A 15,672-nucleotide genomic window follows, 5' to 3' on the forward strand; every position below is an offset into this window, starting at 1 on the left:
GATTAAGATTCCTTTCCATATGGAGTTTCATAAAATTTTTGTAAAATCACTGCAAGCTCTGCCGTATTTGTTAAGGGTAAGTAATGCTGTCCATACTGAAGAAATGTTACATGGGCATGTGGAAAATGTTTTTTAAAATCTATCACTTTTGATTTAGAGAAATCATCCGCAGAGGCCTCCGCGATTACGAGCTGTAAAGATATATCAGTTTGCTTTAAGCAATAGTTTGTTGTTAAAAGCTCCTTAGACAGTGCGTTGTAAGCTATTTCATCACAATGATGTGCATAAAAATCGTTATGCAAAATATAATTGCCTAAAAAGTATTGCTCAAAATGTTCATAGGCTTGCTTTTCTAAATTTGGCATCGAATAGGTCTGTTCGTGAATGGCAGCGGCGATATCATCAAAGTTTTCAATGTTTGCTGCAAGCGCAACTTCCTCATGCACTTCACTACGTTCGCCTAAAAAATAGTGGCCACCATCTAACAACGTAAGTGATTGAACTTTTTGAGGGAAGAGATCAGCAAATTCCTGAATCGCCCATGCCCCTAAAGAACTGCCAATAAAATGTGCCTGATTGATATGTTGTTCAACTAGCACTTCATGAATCAATTGACAAAATGCTGGAATAGAATAATCGGCTAATTGTTGTTTGTGGCTACCAGGCAAATCAAAAACAATCCATTTTACATCGTTCATATAATTTGCTAGGGGAATAAACATTTCTTTGCGTTCTCCCAGTGCAGGGATAGCAACGATCGTAGTCGTACTCGTGTTATTGCCGTAAATTGTCCACATTGTCAGTTCTCCAATCTATACGTTTAGCACATAACTTAACAGCGCATCTTGCTTTTGAAAGCCTGTTTTGTAATAAAGGCTATTGGCTTCGGTATTCATGTTATTGACCGTTAATGTCACTTGCGTAATGGCTTCGTTTTTAAAAATCAGTGTTAACGCCTCTTTTAGCAGTTGCTTACCAAGACCTTGTCCGCGGTATTCAGGCGCAATGGCGATAAATTCTAAATGCGTGGAGTGAAGTGTGTCATTCATTTCAAAATAGGCATAGCCCTTTACGAGTTGCTGTTCTTTTAAAACAATCAGCTGATGCTGGCTATTATGAAGCTTTTCTGCAATTGTTTTCGCACTATAGTATGCATTCGGAAAAGCATGTGCATGAATGGCTTCAAATTGTGCAAAATCCGTGTCACTATATAGGTCACTCTGTATTGCTTCAAGTTGTTGAAACGCATCTTTGGGTAATGTTAAATACAATTCATCACTCGATTTTTGGGCATGAATCGTTTCCATGAATTGCTGTTGAAATATATTTTCTACATTAATGAAAAACAAAAATTCCTTTATTTGCGTTAGTCCCTCAGTCACAAAATGCCAAAGCTGTAGCTGATTTTCCATCTGTTGCTCTCTTGAGAATGGCCCCCAAACCTCTGCAATCCCATCATAAACATCAAAGCCAATAAGCCCCGTGATTGCATTATCATGACGCGATACAAAGACGTTTACATGTTCATTTTCAATAAAATCTTCATGCAAATCACTTAATATATCTTCTTTGTCCGTCCCGCAATAGCCAATATGAAATTTCTTATTCATGTTGAGGGAGGCAATAAATTGAGCTGCTTCGTCTAATTGGTCGATAGTTAATTGTTCAAATGTTGTCATGTTAAAACTCCTATTCTGTCTTTGGTGGAAGGAAATACGTCACATTGGGCGTTAATAATTTATTTTGTTCATCCTATACCTCCCAAAACTTGTTTTGAAATAGTATAGCAAAAAATGGAATCTTATATTTTCAATCAAAACGACTAAATTAATAAACAAAATCATCTTCCGTTTGTTTTATTGTGAATTAACTAAATTTTGTTTACAAATAAACAAACATATAGTATAAATGTTTATAGAGGTGATTATTTTGGATATTCAAAATATTTCGGTAGATTCATTGCTGCATGGTTATGAACTTCATGAGGATGGGTATGAATGCTTGTTTTGCAGCATAACATTTGCCCTTCATGAGGTGTTCCCACATGAAGGCCGCTTTTTCACGGCGGAGGGCATGATGAAGCAGCACATTGAACACGTACATACATCGCCATTTCATGCGCTACTTGAGTTAGATAAAAAGGTGACGGGGCTATCCGATGTGCAAATAGATATGCTGCAATACTTTTTTGAAGGAAAGTCGGATCAAGAAATTGTCGCGGAAAGTAATTTAACGAGTGTATCTACTGTTCGCCAGCATCGTTTCAAACTACGAGAAAAAGAAAAGCAGGCGAAAATTTTTTTAGCACTTATGCAGCTTATGAAAAATCCAGAACAGTATCAGGTTCATAAAGGGGCGAGACAAGTGGACGAACGTTATAGTATTGAAGAAAAAGAACGAGAAAAAGTATTAGCAACGTATTTTAAAAATGGCTTAGACGGAGCGATTGACACGATTCCAAGTAAGGAAAAGAAAAAGCTCATTATCTTACAGCATATTTTACAGCGCTTTGAGAAGGCAAAACATTATAGCGAAAAAGAAGTAAATGACATTTTGAAGACGGTCAATGCCGATTTTGTTTCGCTGCGAAGACATTTGATTGAGTATGGTTTCATGGAGCGTAGCAATGATGGGGCAGCGTACTGGGTGAAAAAATAGGGGGATTTGGTTATGAAAGTGGAATTGACGCGTTACCGTGTAAAGCCAGGTAAATCTTCTAAGGTGGAAGAATGGTTAAATTTTTTAAATGAAAATATGGAAGATGTGCTTGTGACATTAGAAGGCGAAAAAATGTATGTGGAAACGATTTTTCATGAAATATTGAATGGTGAAGAGTTTCTCTATTGGTATTCGGTTCGCGGAGAAGGTGGCGTGAATGTTGATGATTCAACACATTGGATCGATTTAAAACATCTTGAATACTGGGATGAATGTATTGATGAGCAGTTTGGTTCAGTAGATTTAAACACAAAAGTCGTCATGATTCCAAAACAAGTTCGAGCGAGTATGGATTTTTAATAGATAAAGCCAGTTGGAAATGTAAATCCAGCTGGCATTTAGTCATTCAACGTTTTTAAGTGTTTGATACCACGCATAAATCGATATCGGCAAGCACACCGCAAATAAAATCCCGCCAATTACTAGCGCGCTAATTTGAAAACTATTCATCATATAGATATACACATTCGTATCTATCATGCCGCCTGGTTGACGTTGTAGCCAAAAATTACTGAAAGATTTACCGATTGATCCACTAAAGGCGACGAGCACAACACCACAAATGGCTAATATCAAACTTAAGTTTAATAATCGCTTTTCCTTTGTCATAACGAACCTCCACTTCTCTAATAGTGTATAATAATTTGTAAAAAAAGGGAACTTGTGTTGGGTGAAGAATGCTATTGAAAGACGTAGCGGTAAATGGGGTTATTCATGAAAAGAATATTAATTTTATTTACCGTAATATTATTTCCACAAAATTTAAACAGCGCAAACTTTTTTTAATCGAGCCTCGTTAACAGTATAAGGAAGGGGTGAGTGTGTCGCGTGAACAACAATTGGAACATTTAATAAAAAACCATACAGAAAATTTATTGCGTATTGCCTACTACTATACCAAAAATGCGCAATCAGCCGAAGATATTGTGCAAGATGTATTCATCACATTTCATTTTAAAGCAAACTACGTAGAGCAAGGCGAAATCGGAGCCTATTTAGCAAAAATGACGATTAATAAATCAAAGGATTACTTGAAAAGATGGGCTTATCGCACACATTTATTAAAGGATAAATTCGAGATTTTTAAACGTACGACGCATGAAAAAGAGTTAGTCACCCGGCATGAACAGCAATTAATCGAACAAGCCATTTTAGCATTGCCGCTCAAATGGAGAGAGCCGATTATGTATTTTTATTTTGAAGAGATGAAAATAAAAGATATTGCCGATTTACTTGAAATCCCTGAAAGTACGGTAAAAACAAGGCTTAAGAAGGCTAAGCAACTACTGAAAAATGAACTGGCTAATGAAGATTGGGAGGTGCTGACGCATGACGAAGAAACCATTGTTCGGGATTGATACGAAGCAAAGTGCTGCAAGCGTTGAAAAACAGGTGCTACAAGAAGTTCGTACACAGCGGAAAAAGCGTGGGTTTGTCTTACTCCCGACTGTCATCATTGTGACAGCGATTGCATTATTCCTAGCATTTCAAGTGATGCCGAATTTGCAAAGTGACACAGAAGTTCCTTCAAAATACCAAGTGCCAACTACTGTGCTGGATGATGAGTTAATGATCCAAGTAAGCCCGTTAATTGAAAATGACATCTTTTTGAATAATACAAACATCACGCCAGAACAAGAGTTTAAAAGGGATTATAAAGTTTTGTCCTATCGTTACTATGCAAATAAATTGGAAGGCGAAAAAGTCGAATTTGAGTTATCTCAGCACTGGATTGAATTTTTTCGTGTGAATTTTGGTGAAGACATCTACGCATGGGGGAGTGGTTCGACTGAAAACAACGCCTCGCAGGATTATGTTGAGGACCATTACCGAATCGTATTTAATGCAAAAAATATTACGGAGGCCAATTTAAGGGCGGCGCTAGATGAAGTATTTTTTACAGTGCGCTATGAAACTCAGAAAGGTGAAGTTTTTGAGGATAAGTTTCGCTTAGGTGCTTACTTGGAAATTGTTGAGTAGTAAAGCTTCATTGACAAATATTGGAAAACTCAGAGCACCTATGCTTTGGGTTTTATCTTTTGGCTGAATTTACAACATTTCAAACCTTCATCAATAAACCAAAAACATAGTGAAACTCCTATAGAAGCAATGAAAATCACTTCATAACTGTTCCAAAAAGCACTGAAATCAGTTAATATAATTTGCGTTTCAAAGAGTACCCCTACTATAAATATGAAACTTATTCCAAAAACTAAATGAATTAGTAATGTCCATAAAATGCGATAGTTTGAAGTGATTGAATTCGTTAGTTTTTCGGACAATAAAGAAATTGGAAACCCATAGAGCAATATCACAGGAAGTGCAATCCAGCTAATAAATAATGCCATTGGAAAAATTGCTAATACACCTTCTCCATCAATAAAAGCATATACAGTAGCGATTAAAAAAATCGAGCAAATTGTTGAAATAAATAATGTTAAAATTTTTCTTTTTAACATCAAATCACCTCCTAGTTAAATTTTATAAATAATCTTAATTTTACGCAAATTAAAGGTGGGAAATTCTTATAAGAAAAAACTTTAAAAAATAACCATCTTATTAAAATAATTGAAACGTTTTAGCAAGGTGATGCATCTAACAAGTAAGGAAGGTGGGAGGACGTTGACGTATAAATCATTAGTAAACAAAGCGCAAAAGGGCAATGAACAAGCTTTCATTGAGCTGTTGCAGCATGAAAAAGTGAAATTGTATAAGATGGCTTATTTATATATGAAAAATGAAACCGATGCACTCGACATTGTGCAGGAAACCGTGGCGCGGGCATTTGCCAATATTCATGCGGTTAAGGAACCGGATTATTTTTCAACTTGGCTAACGAAAATCTGTATCAATACCGCACTCGAAAGCATCCGTAAAAATAACAAAATCATTTATATGGAGCAGCCGATTCCCGAAATCGCAGAAGATTTGGCGCTCGATGAAAAAATGGATTTACTCGAGGCGATTGAACAGCTAGATGAAAAATACAAGACCGTGATTATCCTAAAATATTATCAAGACTTGCCGGTGAAGGACATTGCCGAGCTTTTAAACTGTCCACAAGGTACGGTCAAAACAAACATACATAGGGCAATTCAACAGTTAAAAAAACAGGTATTAAAAGGAGGGAGCCAATATGGAGAACAATATTAAAAAAGCAATCGAGCAAATCGATGTGCCGATGGATAAGTTGGATGCTGCACTCGTACAAGGGGTAAACCAAAAAGTCAAAAAGCAGCGAAGACCACTGCTGAAAATTGCATTAGGACTTGTTGCAACGCTAGTCATTGTACTTATTTCAGGTTATTTTTCTTCCGGCATCGCGCGCGTATTGGCAACCGTGCCGATCCTTGGAAACCTCTACTATACGATTGAAGAACAAGATAAAGGGCTGCAAATTGCGTTATCTGACGCTAATAAGGTCGTGTTAAATGAATCGGTCACAAGCGCGGGAGTTACCGTAACCTTTGAAGAAATTGTCTACGACGGGGAGCGCCTGCATGTGATTTTTTCGATGGATGAATTTCGGGACATTTACCCGTTGAATGTTTTTGTAGATGGTTATCGTGTGAACCAGGCAGAAAGTTCACGGGAGTTAGAAAGTGACACCGGCTACCGCGGCTTATGGGAAATAGATATTGAAGAAGAACTTCCTGATGCCTTTCTATTAACAATCCAAATTCGTCATATGAGAGGGATTGAGGGCGATTGGCAAGTGACAACACCGATTGAAAAAGTGAATAATCATGAAAGAATAATCACGGTTCATCAAAAAGGGAAGATCGACGGGATTGATTATGAAGTCGACGAATTGAAAATATCGGATACCGGTACGGTTTTAAAAGTCCGTTTTTTTGAGGATGCCTTGAAAATAGCTGTCAGTGATGATCGAATCGCGGCAACAATTACAGACCAAAAGGGTGTCCCACTCAATGTTGTTGATTTTGATATGATTGCCGAAGAAAAGGCACTGATCTATCAATATCGCTTAGAACCACTGGCACCAGATGTAAAAGCGTTGGCGCTTCAGTTTTATATCGAACCCAATTTTGCCGAGCTAAAAGAAATTAACAAGCTCCTCACGCATAAGCAACCGCAGCGCATTTCGTTTGGCAAAATAGGGAAGCTTGTTGTAACGGATGTCGTCGAGCAGGGTGATTTGCGTAAGCTACGCTTCAAAGTGGAAAGTGATTTTGCCTTTGATTATTCATTTTCACCAAATAATATAGACGTGCGAAATCATGCAGGTGAGAGCCTTAAAACAGATTTCGTCCATGCAGTCGGGCCGAATGAATATGAACTGACGTATCAGGATGTTGGCGGGGATGTATATATACGTCTCTTAAAGATGCCAAAGCTAAAAGTGTTAGAGCGCTTTGAGTTAGCGGTGGAATAAAGAGCAGGCGTTACCTAGCGAATAGGTAGCGCCTTTTTAATGGACTGGATACACAATATAAGCATCAAGTAAATCGGGTACCTGTCCAAAATTCGTCAAAAATCCAATATGAATGCCGTCCACACCAGGCCGAGCAAAGGGAATGACATCAAGGGGCGTATTTAAATAGCGCGATTCAACCGTTTCCACAGCAAAATAATAGCCGAGTAAATCGCCGTACGGTAAAAGCCCTTGTTCAGAGAGTTGCTGCTGAAATAAAATGACTTGCTGTAACAATGTAGGTACCGGGTATTTTCCGTAGTTGCTAGTAGTCAAAATGATTCCCTCCAGTAGAAAAGTAGTTCGAAAATTATAGCTAAAATATTAAAACCACAAAAAACGTTAGACATCAACGTTCTTTGTGGTTTTAAGTCATTTCCCACAAATATAAACCCGGTACCCAATAATCCCTTGATATTTCACCATAATCTCCAAATGTGTTTTCATGACGTCATAAAGGGAGGGGTCAATTTCACTTGAGTAATGAAAATCAGGTTCGGATTCAATTGTCTCGTGCTGCTGGATTTCAATCGTTTCAAAGCCAGCCTCGCGAAGTAATGCGACCCAGTCATGTTCCATTAAAATGGAATCAAAGCCGTAAAATTGCATGATTTGCTTTGCGTCTTGATCGGGTAATTGCTCATTCATCGTTTGTTCAATCGCAATGAAGCGCCCACCTGTTTTTAATAGCCGATAAATTTCACTTAAGGCACGCGGTTTATCGACAAAGGAGAGTACCGATTCCGAAAGAATAAAATCAAAAGATTGATCCGCAAATGCTGTATCTTCAATGGAGCCTTCAATAAAATTCACGTGTAAATCATTCATCGCCATACGGTATTTTGCTTTTTCAAGCATCGTTTGATTGACGTCGAGGGCGGTTACTTTGGCACCAAAAGTATGCGTTAGGTAGGCGGCAGTTTGCCCAGTGCCACAGCCGACATCTAACACATGAGACATATCATGAATGTTTTCGTGCTTAAAAATTTCAGTTGTGAGATTAAGCCCACCAGGATGTGCACCGCCAATGCCAAGGACAGATAAAAGCTCTAAATATTTCGCATGTTGAATTGGTTTCACCTACTTTTTTGAAATATGTTTGATTTGGACATTTTAAAAGTAAATCGTTCTTCATATCGTATGAAATAAAAATTATATTGTTCATACGACGGAGCATGACTATAATCCAAAAACCGGAAGAAGTTTTAGGAAGTATCCAAATATTCTCACAATAATCCTGTCCTTTAAACATTAAAACCTACTAAATTGATAAGAAAACCTTAAGCTTATGAAAATCTATTGAAAGAGATAAGATTATTATTATATTATATCCCTATAAATAAACTAGGTATTAAATTTAGGGGGAAATCATTTTGTTACAAATGGCTTTAACAGGTATCCTTTGTGGTGCGCTTTTAGGCTTTGTCATGCAGCGTGGACGTTTCTGTTTAACAGGCGGCTTCCGTGACATGTACATCGCAAAAGATAACCGTATGTTTTATGCGCTACTAGTAGCGATTGCGGTGCAAGCAGTTGGTGTGTTTGCCTTAATCGAAGCAGGTGCGTTTGAATATCAAGCAGGGCAGTTCCCATTATGGGCAACGGTTGCAGGGGCATTCATTTTTGGTATCGGGATTATTTTATCGGGTGGCTGTGCAACAGGTACTTGGTATCGCGCGGGTGAGGGCTTAATCGGAAGCTGGATTGCGCTTGCTTTTTATATGTTAATGGCGGCGATTATGAAATCGGGTCCATTAGCGCAGTTTACAGTTGATGCACGTACACCGGTTGTCGGCACAGATTCAATTGCGGAGACGTTTGGCATTAATGTTTGGTTTTTAGTCATTCCATTTGTAGCGCTTGTGGCGTTCATCGTGTTCCGTGAATTACGCAAACCACGCGTGAAAATTCCAAGCTTAAAGCCAAAGAAAACAGGCTTAGCACATATTTTATTTGAAAAACGTTGGAACCCATATGTAACGGCCGTTTTAATCGGTTTAATCGCAACAGCAGCATGGCCACTCAGCGCAGCAACAGGTCGCGTGTTTGGTCTTGGGGTAACAACACCGTCTGCGAATATTTTGCAGTACTTAGTAACAGGAAATTTAGATATTCTAAACTGGGGCGTGTTCTTAGTTTTAGGGATTTTATTAGGTTCATACTTCGCTGCGAAAATGAGCGGCGAGTTCCGTTTACGTACACCGGACACAAAAACAGTTGTTCGTTCTTCAGGTGGCGGTATTTTAATGGGCTTAGGCGCAAGTCTTGCAGGTGGCTGCTCAGTCGGTAACGGTTTAGTTATGACATCTATGATGACTTGGTCTGGTTGGGTTGCGTTAACGTTTATGATTTTAGGCACATGGACAGCATCGTATTTCGTATTCGTGCGTCCAGCAAAACAACGTGCAGCAGCGCGTAATTAAGGAGAGAAAAGACAATGAAAAAAATATTAGAAGTATTAGGTATGGTTTGCCCATTCCCATTAATCGAAGCAAAAGAAGCGATCAAAGAATTAAACTCAGGTGATGAGCTAGAAGTACAATTCGACTGCACACAAGGTACAGAATCCATTCCACGCTGGGCAGCAGAAGATGGCCACGAAGTTACAAACTATGAGCAATTAGGCGAAGCTTCTTGGACGATTACAGTTAAGAAGAAATAATAGAGGACACGCAAAATCGATAATGATTTTGCGTGTTTTTTATTCGGCTTGATAGCACGTTTCATAACTATTCCTCATCAACAAACTCTTACAAGCAAGGCCATTTTCATGATAAATTTCAGTTTCCACATTGAGCACTTTGCTAAGATTTGCATTGGTCACAAAAAGCGTGGTGTCATCATGCCATTGTAAGGTTACATAGTTTTTGGCATCCGCATAATAGATGACCTTTGTTGAATTTGTTACTGAATCTGTCACCTCGACCCACATGTTCACACCACCAGCAGCCCCACCATATGGCTCGTAATAACTCTTCGCAACGTACTGTTCGTTTGGGGACGTTGCCGGTAAGCTAGCGTCCTGCATGAATGTTCTATCGATCGATTCGAATGTGAAAAAATAATTGATATACATAAATATCGCAAGCAATACCGTACAACCAGCTATCGTTGTGAGGGCAAGTTTTTTCGGGAATTTAATTCGTTTAAAGGCAAATCGAATGAGTTGAATGATGAGTACAAATAGTAATAATAACGTAATGAGAAAGATAAATAATCCCAAAAAAAGTAGCCCTAGATTCATTCGAGACCCTCCTTGTCCTTTTAGGTGTAGACGCAGCATGGTACTGTAAGGTTTCCAATATTTAGATTTTTTAATTGTATTCTTCTGGGGAATCCTCAACAATAGGAGTGAGGTGATTGGATGAATAAGTTAATGTACCTACTATTATTGCTGCTAGTTCTAGTTGGCTGTTCGCAAAAAGAGCTAACTCGTGACGATGAATTGTTATTTGAACTGCAAGATATAAACGATGAAGAGCTTGCCGCATTAAAGGAACGTGTCACGATATTTACAGAGGAAGAATTGAAGCAAAATTACGCGACGATTGTGTTTGATTATCATGTGAAAAATGGTAAAAAGTTCAATAAGTTAACGGTTGAACATCAATTTAATTGGGGTAATTTCATGGATGAGATTGGGTTGGATGATTTCCAAAAATTTATGAACGGTAACGGGAGAACGACCAATTTTAGAAATGGGAGTTTTGAGCAAGATTCCAATCGATTTGTGTTTTATACGAAGGATTTTACGGATGAGCAAATGCAGGAGATATTTTCTAAATACGCGCTAGAAATTGGCTGGATGAATGATGAAGGGCGCTGGGTTAATGAAATCATTCCAGTCGGTTCATCTTATAAAGATAAACGAGGAGAATAAATCATGACACAATATACGGGACTTGTAGGAGGAACCTTTTGATTGCAAATTCGTATCCATTAAAAAGGAGCGTACTGTTATGAAAAAATGGCTGATTATCGGAGGCTGTCTCGGCATTATCTATTTATTGATTCGACCTTGGCCTGAACCAACGATGCTCGAAATCGTGGAAGGCTATGAGGAAAGCTGGGGCATTGCCTTACCAGAGCCACAGCGCTTTGAGCAAATCTGGGCAACCAAAAACCCTGCACGCGGAGATGGCGAATGGGTGTCAGTGCTACATTACGAAGAGGCACTACCAGAGCCAACTAGCGCGGAATTTAAGCTTATTACAACAGAAACGGAAGCAATAATTTCAGGCATGGTGACCCGATTTATGACCAATACAATCAATACACATCTAGGGGACACCGAAACACAGGCAGAAATTCGAGCAGCCTTTCACAAGCATCCCGTAGAAATTGCGCTTGGTGATTATTATTTTAATCAATCAAAAAATGGCCACGGTGATTATATAATCGGCGTCTATAGTCGAGAAAATAACAACATCTATTTACTCGAATGGCACCAGTAAAGGAGAGATACAATGAAGCACATCGTATTTGGTGAATCGGCAGCGGGGACAATGGCGATCGCGTTTGAAAAACAGGAAATCATCGCGTTTCCAGACTTTTTAGGGGAAGGACCGATTCAAGGATTACTAACAGAACAAGGGTTAAACGAACGCACGGCTTGGCTTTCGGAGGCATTTCGAATTGACGGCACTGCGTGGGGTGCGCATTTTACAGATGCAATCCAGAAGCTAGCAGCCGTAACAGAGCAAGATTCCGTACTCATCTGGGCGAGTGAAAATGCCGCAGAGCAGTTTGGTTTACGTCTTGTTTGTACGTTACTCGCTTCGAAAAATTGTCCGGTCTATTTTTGTGATACATACGAAAACATGCTCCATATGCACCGCGCGCGTAATCTTCAAATGGAAATCCGTCATTCAGGTGAAATGAACGTCAAGCAGATGCGCATGATGTATGAGCAGCAGCAATACCGAGAGCTTTCAAGTGAGGAAATCCGTACGTTCGGTGAACAAGCCAAACAGCTCATGCAAGGGGATTCACTACTACGTACATGGCATCGTGGTCAAATCCTAGAGGACGTTGAAACACGTGATGATGCACTTATAATCCAATATTTAAACGAGCTTTTGCAAGAAAGAGACGAAGATTACGTGCGAGCACCGCGCCTCATTGGGCATGTGTTAGGCTTTAGTGTGCATGACATAAGTGATACCTGGATTGAATATCGTTTACTCACATTAATTCAAAAAGGCACTGTGCAATACCACGGTGACCTAAGACAAATGCGAACGTATGAGGTGAAGGTATGAAGAAACAGGCACCACTAGTCATTAGCGTCGTATTGTTAGTCGGAGCACTGCTGTACTGGGCATTTGCTGCCGAAAAACACACGGTTCAGGTGGGCGAACTAAATGCGCTTCTGGAACAAGGAGAAACGCTGATCGATTTAACCGAGGTCACTAATTTTGAATGGACAAAGGTTGTTGCATTCGGCCCATATTCGACAACTCAAACAATGGAACAAACGCTAGGTATTAATATACGTTTTGGTGGCGGGGAAGTATTAGAGTCGAGCTTTAGACTCGTTTTTGCCGACGATGATAAAAAGTTAACTTCGGTGACGTTAGACCGTAAATACGGGGATTACTATGTGAAGGATAACCGCTATTTGGTTGTGGATAAGAAATAAAATGGGCTGTCCGAAAAGTGCTTACTTTTCGGACAGAATCACCCCTAAATCGTAGTGTATGTAATATCTTCCCGTCGAAGTGTTTGGAAGTTCGAACGATGCTTCGTAAGCGCAATCAAACGATCTACATCATTCGCAAACAACATGACGTAATCCGCATCTACAATAATTACCGCTAGCTGACAATCTCCGCCGATTGATGCGTTCAAGTTCACTACATCGTCGAGCGCATTTGTATGTGGAAACGCTCTTAAATCAGCAAAAATAATATACTGATTAGGCGTTTGAATCGTCTCGATAAATTCTTTTCCTGTATATACGCGGTTCGTAAAGAGTTCTTGCATATCCCAAGGGTCCTCAACGGAATTACGAATATAGTTTTCTCCACCATCAAAACGCCAGCACCAAGAAGGGTCTATTAAATCTTCTAACACCGTAATTAAGCGGAAATCCGTATCTTGCTGTAAATCAAAGCTTACACCAATGATTGTCATAGCGAGCACTCCTTTTGAATGATTTCATTAATTTCTTCTATTAATTGCTTAAAGTTAGTCATTCCATTAACCGTCAATAAATAATCTGCCTCATCCGAAAAAGGGGGATCTATTTGCGGGAGCTGACTTTGTAGTAGTTCCTCGTATGTAAAGTTTGGGTCACGAAACAGCTTTGTATCTCTTAGGGTTTGTTCAATTCGAGCGAGCAATGTTGCTTCTGGTACATCAAAATAGACAAATACCCGTACAAATTGCTCACTCGGAAAGAAGCGTTCAAGTAGCTGCTGGCGCGGCGCAAGGTAAATATTCGAGTTACATAAAATAAGATGATACGCCGTTTTCTCGATTGCATAGCGTAGCAACGTTTCTGAAAGCATAAATTTCAGCAAATTTGGTCCTGTCTGCGGGACGAGCTTTTCATAATGCGCATTTAAAAATTCAGCCTGCAAATCTTGATCTAGTACGACAACTTGCTCAAGTTCCTGTTCAGCTTCCTAGCAAATGAAGATTTCCCACTATGTGTAGGACCAATTGTGAACAGTACCATTCGTTTCATCGCTTAGCCTTCATTTTTCGGTATGTCCACACATAAAGTGCGGCGAATAACACACAAAGCACGACTTCGAATCGAGTACCATCAACGAGCGTGACAAGGAAATAGAAAAGGCCACTGCCACATAACACAAACATAAAAATATGATGCGTAATTGTCCACTGTTTGTTCAGTGCATAAAGCACGACGACGCTCCCCATCATGATATGTACGCCTAAATTGACGATAGTAGAAAGCTCAATGAAAATTGATACATTTAATAAACAAATGAGCATAGCCGCAAGCGATGCATCTTTCGCACGCGAAAATTGTAGCAATGTTATGAGGAAGACAATCACCGAAAAACCGATAATTACGACTTCGGACACAACATAGAGAAAGATCGAATTTCCAAAAAACAACGTTAAAATCGCCGCAATCGGAATGAGTACCGGGTGAAGCTTAAAATGGTGAACGACGAATAAATACGCACAATACCCTAATAGTAAAGCACCAGCGAAGATGTAAACATATTTGGACTGGAAGTGTGACCACTCAAGAATTCCAGCTTGATGCTCTGAAAATTCATAAACCCCAATGATAAATAGCCCATAACAAATCGCTGCGAACACGCTCAGCGCACCCTTTGAAGGCTTTTGAAGAATTGAAGACAACTGCATAAAAAAGACTCCTTTAATCGATAATAAGAATTTACAGAAAATTCTTTTCAGAACTATTATAACATAGTAAAAAGCCAAGAAATTTAAAAAGAAAGATCATTCCTCATTTTGAAAGTAACAGTTTTGAATGTTTGATAAAACGGGAATACTCTCCATGTAAGTAGTAGCCATCATCACACAATTATTGGATGTAAAATGCACCTAAAGGAGAGATTCAGATGAATTTTAAAAACGTAACAATCGCAGGTAGTGGGGTACTAGGGAGTCAAATCGCCTTTCAATCCGCATTCTTTGGCTTTAACGTCAGTGTTTATGATATTAATGATGGTGCAATAGAAGGTGCAAAAACACGTATGGCGGCGTTAAAAGATACGTACGGCACGTATTTTAACGATACAGAAAAGGCTGAAACAGCATTTGCCAGCCTGACATATTATACAGATTTAGCTGAAGCAGTAAAAGACGCGGACTTTGTTGTAGAGGCAGTGCCAGAGCGCATCGACATTAAACAAAGCTTCTATGAAAATTTAGCAAAAGTAGCACCAGAAAAAACCGTTTTCGCATCGAACTCGTCAACGCTATTACCAAGTCAATTTGCAGCATTTACAGGCCGACCTGAAAAGTTTTTAGCGCTCCACTTTGCGAATTCCATTTGGCAAAATAACACAGCAGAAATCATGGGACACCCAGGCACTGACGTACAGTATGTAGAGCAAGTAACGGACTTTGCACGCGCCATTCATATGGTGCCATTCGTCTTGAAAAAGGAACAACCAGGCTACATCTTAAACACATTATTAGTTCCATTTTTATCCGCAGCAATGGAATTATGGGTTAAAGACATCGCCGATCCGCAAACGATCGATAAAAACTGGATGATTTCAACAGGCGCACCACGCGGACCTTTTGCGATTTATGACATTGTCGGCATGGAAACGCCTTATAATTTAAATGTAATGCGTGCAAAAACAGATCCAGCTGCTCAGTTCGTAGCAGATAAAATCAAACGCGAAATGATTGACCAAGGAAAAATGGGGATTTCAACGGGCGAAGGCTTCTATAAGTATCCAAACCCGGCCTATATGGACCCAGACTTCTTAAAATCAAATTAAATTTATAGAAACGCGCATCTCGCTAATTGATGCGTGTTTTTTTCTTGTTATGAGTAAAGT

Annotated in this window: 23 protein-coding genes; 13 read left to right on the forward strand and 10 right to left on the reverse strand. The window is 39.3% G+C overall.

The window, feature by feature from the left end:
* Positions 1–2: 2 nt before the first annotated feature.
* The gene (locus NSQ62_RS09565) at positions 3–797 is read right to left on the reverse strand and encodes an alpha/beta hydrolase (RefSeq protein WP_341323696.1); all 795 of its coding nucleotides are present in this window, start codon (positions 795–797) and stop codon (positions 3–5) included.
* A gap of 15 nt (positions 798–812) precedes the next feature.
* The gene (locus tag NSQ62_RS09570; protein WP_341323697.1) at positions 813–1,679 is read right to left on the reverse strand and encodes an N-acetyltransferase; all 867 of its coding nucleotides are present in this window, start codon (positions 1,677–1,679) and stop codon (positions 813–815) included.
* Between the two features lie 241 nt (positions 1,680–1,920).
* Between NSQ62_RS09570 and NSQ62_RS09575 the strand changes: the two genes are divergently transcribed.
* Complete coding sequence (locus tag NSQ62_RS09575; RefSeq protein WP_341323698.1) at positions 1,921–2,658, forward strand: DUF2087 domain-containing protein; 738 nt, start codon at positions 1,921–1,923, stop codon at positions 2,656–2,658.
* 12 nt (positions 2,659–2,670) lie between these two features.
* Positions 2,671–3,018, forward strand: a complete 348-nt coding sequence (locus tag NSQ62_RS09580; protein ID WP_341323699.1) for a DUF6176 family protein — start codon at positions 2,671–2,673, stop codon at positions 3,016–3,018.
* Between the two features lie 42 nt (positions 3,019–3,060).
* Here the strand turns inward: NSQ62_RS09580 and NSQ62_RS09585 are convergent, their stop codons facing one another.
* Positions 3,061–3,327: a translation initiation factor 2 gene (locus tag NSQ62_RS09585; protein WP_341323700.1), complete on the reverse strand. Its 267-nt coding sequence runs from the start codon at positions 3,325–3,327 to the stop codon at positions 3,061–3,063.
* Positions 3,328–3,539: 212 nt separating this feature from the next.
* On the opposite strand from NSQ62_RS09585, the gene NSQ62_RS09590 reads away from it, so the two are divergent.
* Both NSQ62_RS09590 and NSQ62_RS09595 read left to right on the forward strand, forming a co-directional pair.
* Positions 3,540–4,076: a sigma-70 family RNA polymerase sigma factor gene (locus NSQ62_RS09590; RefSeq protein WP_341323701.1), complete on the forward strand. Its 537-nt coding sequence runs from the start codon at positions 3,540–3,542 to the stop codon at positions 4,074–4,076.
* On the forward strand, positions 4,048–4,698 hold the full coding sequence (locus NSQ62_RS09595; protein ID WP_341323702.1) for a hypothetical protein: 651 nt from the start codon (positions 4,048–4,050) through the stop codon (positions 4,696–4,698). Before NSQ62_RS09590 ends, NSQ62_RS09595 begins: the two co-directional genes overlap by 29 nt.
* A gap of 38 nt (positions 4,699–4,736) precedes the next feature.
* Here the strand turns inward: NSQ62_RS09595 and NSQ62_RS09600 are convergent, their stop codons facing one another.
* Positions 4,737–5,177 carry a hypothetical protein gene (locus NSQ62_RS09600; protein WP_341323703.1) on the reverse strand — a complete coding sequence of 147 codons (441 nt, stop codon included), beginning with the start codon at positions 5,175–5,177 and terminating at the stop codon, positions 4,737–4,739.
* Positions 5,178–5,340: 163 nt separating this feature from the next.
* Between NSQ62_RS09600 and NSQ62_RS09605 the strand changes: the two genes are divergently transcribed.
* Positions 5,341–5,871, forward strand: a complete 531-nt coding sequence (locus tag NSQ62_RS09605; protein WP_341323704.1) for a sigma-70 family RNA polymerase sigma factor — start codon at positions 5,341–5,343, stop codon at positions 5,869–5,871.
* Positions 5,855–7,114, forward strand: a complete 1,260-nt coding sequence (locus tag NSQ62_RS09610; protein WP_341323705.1) for a DUF4179 domain-containing protein — start codon at positions 5,855–5,857, stop codon at positions 7,112–7,114. Before NSQ62_RS09605 ends, NSQ62_RS09610 begins: the two co-directional genes overlap by 17 nt.
* A gap of 36 nt (positions 7,115–7,150) precedes the next feature.
* Here NSQ62_RS09610 and NSQ62_RS09615 read toward each other — a convergent pair whose 3' ends face one another.
* Positions 7,151–7,429, reverse strand: a complete 279-nt coding sequence (locus NSQ62_RS09615; RefSeq protein WP_341323706.1) for a hypothetical protein — start codon at positions 7,427–7,429, stop codon at positions 7,151–7,153.
* A 96-nt stretch (positions 7,430–7,525) separates the two neighbouring features.
* The gene (locus tag NSQ62_RS09620; protein WP_341323707.1) at positions 7,526–8,233 is read right to left on the reverse strand and encodes a class I SAM-dependent methyltransferase; all 708 of its coding nucleotides are present in this window, start codon (positions 8,231–8,233) and stop codon (positions 7,526–7,528) included.
* A 293-nt stretch (positions 8,234–8,526) separates the two neighbouring features.
* Here NSQ62_RS09620 and NSQ62_RS09625 point away from each other — a divergent pair, with 293 nt between their 5' ends.
* Together NSQ62_RS09625 and NSQ62_RS09630 are read left to right on the forward strand one after the other, a co-directional pair.
* Positions 8,527–9,576 (forward strand): YeeE/YedE family protein, encoded by a 1,050-nt coding sequence (locus NSQ62_RS09625; RefSeq protein WP_341323708.1) that lies wholly within the window; start codon positions 8,527–8,529, stop codon positions 9,574–9,576.
* A 14-nt stretch (positions 9,577–9,590) separates the two neighbouring features.
* Complete coding sequence (locus NSQ62_RS09630) at positions 9,591–9,815, forward strand: sulfurtransferase TusA family protein (protein WP_341323709.1); 225 nt, start codon at positions 9,591–9,593, stop codon at positions 9,813–9,815.
* 39 nt (positions 9,816–9,854) lie between these two features.
* Here NSQ62_RS09630 and NSQ62_RS09635 read toward each other — a convergent pair whose 3' ends face one another.
* Positions 9,855–10,397, reverse strand: coding sequence for a DUF5412 family protein (locus tag NSQ62_RS09635; protein WP_341323710.1), 543 nt, complete (start codon positions 10,395–10,397; stop codon positions 9,855–9,857).
* A 120-nt stretch (positions 10,398–10,517) separates the two neighbouring features.
* On the opposite strand from NSQ62_RS09635, the gene NSQ62_RS09640 reads away from it, so the two are divergent.
* From NSQ62_RS09640 to NSQ62_RS09655, 4 genes are all read left to right on the forward strand, one after another.
* A complete protein-coding gene (locus NSQ62_RS09640; protein ID WP_341323711.1) occupies positions 10,518–11,033 on the forward strand; it encodes a hypothetical protein in 516 nt (171 codons plus the stop codon).
* A 79-nt stretch (positions 11,034–11,112) separates the two neighbouring features.
* Entirely contained in the window at positions 11,113–11,607 is a 495-nt protein-coding gene (locus tag NSQ62_RS09645; RefSeq protein ID WP_341323712.1) for a hypothetical protein, read from the forward strand.
* A 12-nt stretch (positions 11,608–11,619) separates the two neighbouring features.
* Positions 11,620–12,414: a DUF1835 domain-containing protein gene (locus tag NSQ62_RS09650; RefSeq protein ID WP_341323713.1), complete on the forward strand. Its 795-nt coding sequence runs from the start codon at positions 11,620–11,622 to the stop codon at positions 12,412–12,414.
* On the forward strand, positions 12,411–12,794 hold the full coding sequence (locus NSQ62_RS09655) for a hypothetical protein (protein WP_341323714.1): 384 nt from the start codon (positions 12,411–12,413) through the stop codon (positions 12,792–12,794). Before NSQ62_RS09650 ends, NSQ62_RS09655 begins: the two co-directional genes overlap by 4 nt.
* Positions 12,795–12,838: 44 nt before the next feature.
* On the opposite strand, the gene NSQ62_RS09660 is transcribed toward NSQ62_RS09655, so the two are convergent.
* The 3 genes from NSQ62_RS09660 to NSQ62_RS09670 form a co-directional block, all read right to left on the reverse strand.
* The gene (locus NSQ62_RS09660; RefSeq protein WP_341323715.1) at positions 12,839–13,288 is read right to left on the reverse strand and encodes a DUF2691 family protein; all 450 of its coding nucleotides are present in this window, start codon (positions 13,286–13,288) and stop codon (positions 12,839–12,841) included.
* The gene (locus tag NSQ62_RS09665; RefSeq protein WP_341323716.1) at positions 13,285–13,677 is read right to left on the reverse strand and encodes a hypothetical protein; all 393 of its coding nucleotides are present in this window, start codon (positions 13,675–13,677) and stop codon (positions 13,285–13,287) included. The genes NSQ62_RS09660 and NSQ62_RS09665 overlap by 4 nt, the downstream gene beginning before the upstream one ends.
* 163 nt (positions 13,678–13,840) lie before the next feature.
* Positions 13,841–14,500 carry a hypothetical protein gene (locus NSQ62_RS09670; RefSeq protein ID WP_341323717.1) on the reverse strand — a complete coding sequence of 220 codons (660 nt, stop codon included), beginning with the start codon at positions 14,498–14,500 and terminating at the stop codon, positions 13,841–13,843.
* Positions 14,501–14,718: 218 nt separating this feature from the next.
* Between NSQ62_RS09670 and NSQ62_RS09675 the strand changes: the two genes are divergently transcribed.
* Positions 14,719–15,612 carry a 3-hydroxyacyl-CoA dehydrogenase gene (locus tag NSQ62_RS09675; RefSeq protein ID WP_341323718.1) on the forward strand — a complete coding sequence of 298 codons (894 nt, stop codon included), beginning with the start codon at positions 14,719–14,721 and terminating at the stop codon, positions 15,610–15,612.
* The last annotated feature ends 60 nt before the right edge of the window (positions 15,613–15,672 follow it).

It is taken from the genome of Solibacillus sp. FSL H8-0523 (assembly GCF_038051985.1).
GTDB lineage: Bacteria > Bacillota > Bacilli > Bacillales_A > Planococcaceae > Solibacillus.

Coding starts and splice junctions, on each gene's coding strand:
- NSQ62_RS09565 (WP_341323696.1), bottom strand. CDS start 797: ATGTGGACAATTTACGGCAATAACACGAGTACGACTACGATCGTTGCT.
- NSQ62_RS09570 (WP_341323697.1), bottom strand. CDS start 1,679: ATGACAACATTTGAACAATTAACTATCGACCAATTAGACGAAGCAGCT.
- NSQ62_RS09580 (WP_341323699.1), top strand. CDS start 2,671: ATGAAAGTGGAATTGACGCGTTACCGTGTAAAGCCAGGTAAATCTTCT.
- NSQ62_RS09585 (WP_341323700.1), bottom strand. CDS start 3,327: ATGACAAAGGAAAAGCGATTATTAAACTTAAGTTTGATATTAGCCATT.
- NSQ62_RS09595 (WP_341323702.1), top strand. CDS start 4,048: ATGACGAAGAAACCATTGTTCGGGATTGATACGAAGCAAAGTGCTGCA.
- NSQ62_RS09600 (WP_341323703.1), bottom strand. CDS start 5,177: ATGTTAAAAAGAAAAATTTTAACATTATTTATTTCAACAATTTGCTCG.
- NSQ62_RS09610 (WP_341323705.1), top strand. CDS start 5,855: ATGGAGAACAATATTAAAAAAGCAATCGAGCAAATCGATGTGCCGATG.
- NSQ62_RS09630 (WP_341323709.1), top strand. CDS start 9,591: ATGAAAAAAATATTAGAAGTATTAGGTATGGTTTGCCCATTCCCATTA.
- NSQ62_RS09635 (WP_341323710.1), bottom strand. CDS start 10,397: ATGAATCTAGGGCTACTTTTTTTGGGATTATTTATCTTTCTCATTACG.
- NSQ62_RS09640 (WP_341323711.1), top strand. CDS start 10,518: ATGAATAAGTTAATGTACCTACTATTATTGCTGCTAGTTCTAGTTGGC.
- NSQ62_RS09645 (WP_341323712.1), top strand. CDS start 11,113: ATGAAAAAATGGCTGATTATCGGAGGCTGTCTCGGCATTATCTATTTA.
- NSQ62_RS09650 (WP_341323713.1), top strand. CDS start 11,620: ATGAAGCACATCGTATTTGGTGAATCGGCAGCGGGGACAATGGCGATC.
- NSQ62_RS09655 (WP_341323714.1), top strand. CDS start 12,411: ATGAAGAAACAGGCACCACTAGTCATTAGCGTCGTATTGTTAGTCGGA.
- NSQ62_RS09660 (WP_341323715.1), bottom strand. CDS start 13,288: ATGACAATCATTGGTGTAAGCTTTGATTTACAGCAAGATACGGATTTC.
- NSQ62_RS09670 (WP_341323717.1), bottom strand. CDS start 14,500: ATGCAGTTGTCTTCAATTCTTCAAAAGCCTTCAAAGGGTGCGCTGAGC.
- NSQ62_RS09675 (WP_341323718.1), top strand. CDS start 14,719: ATGAATTTTAAAAACGTAACAATCGCAGGTAGTGGGGTACTAGGGAGT.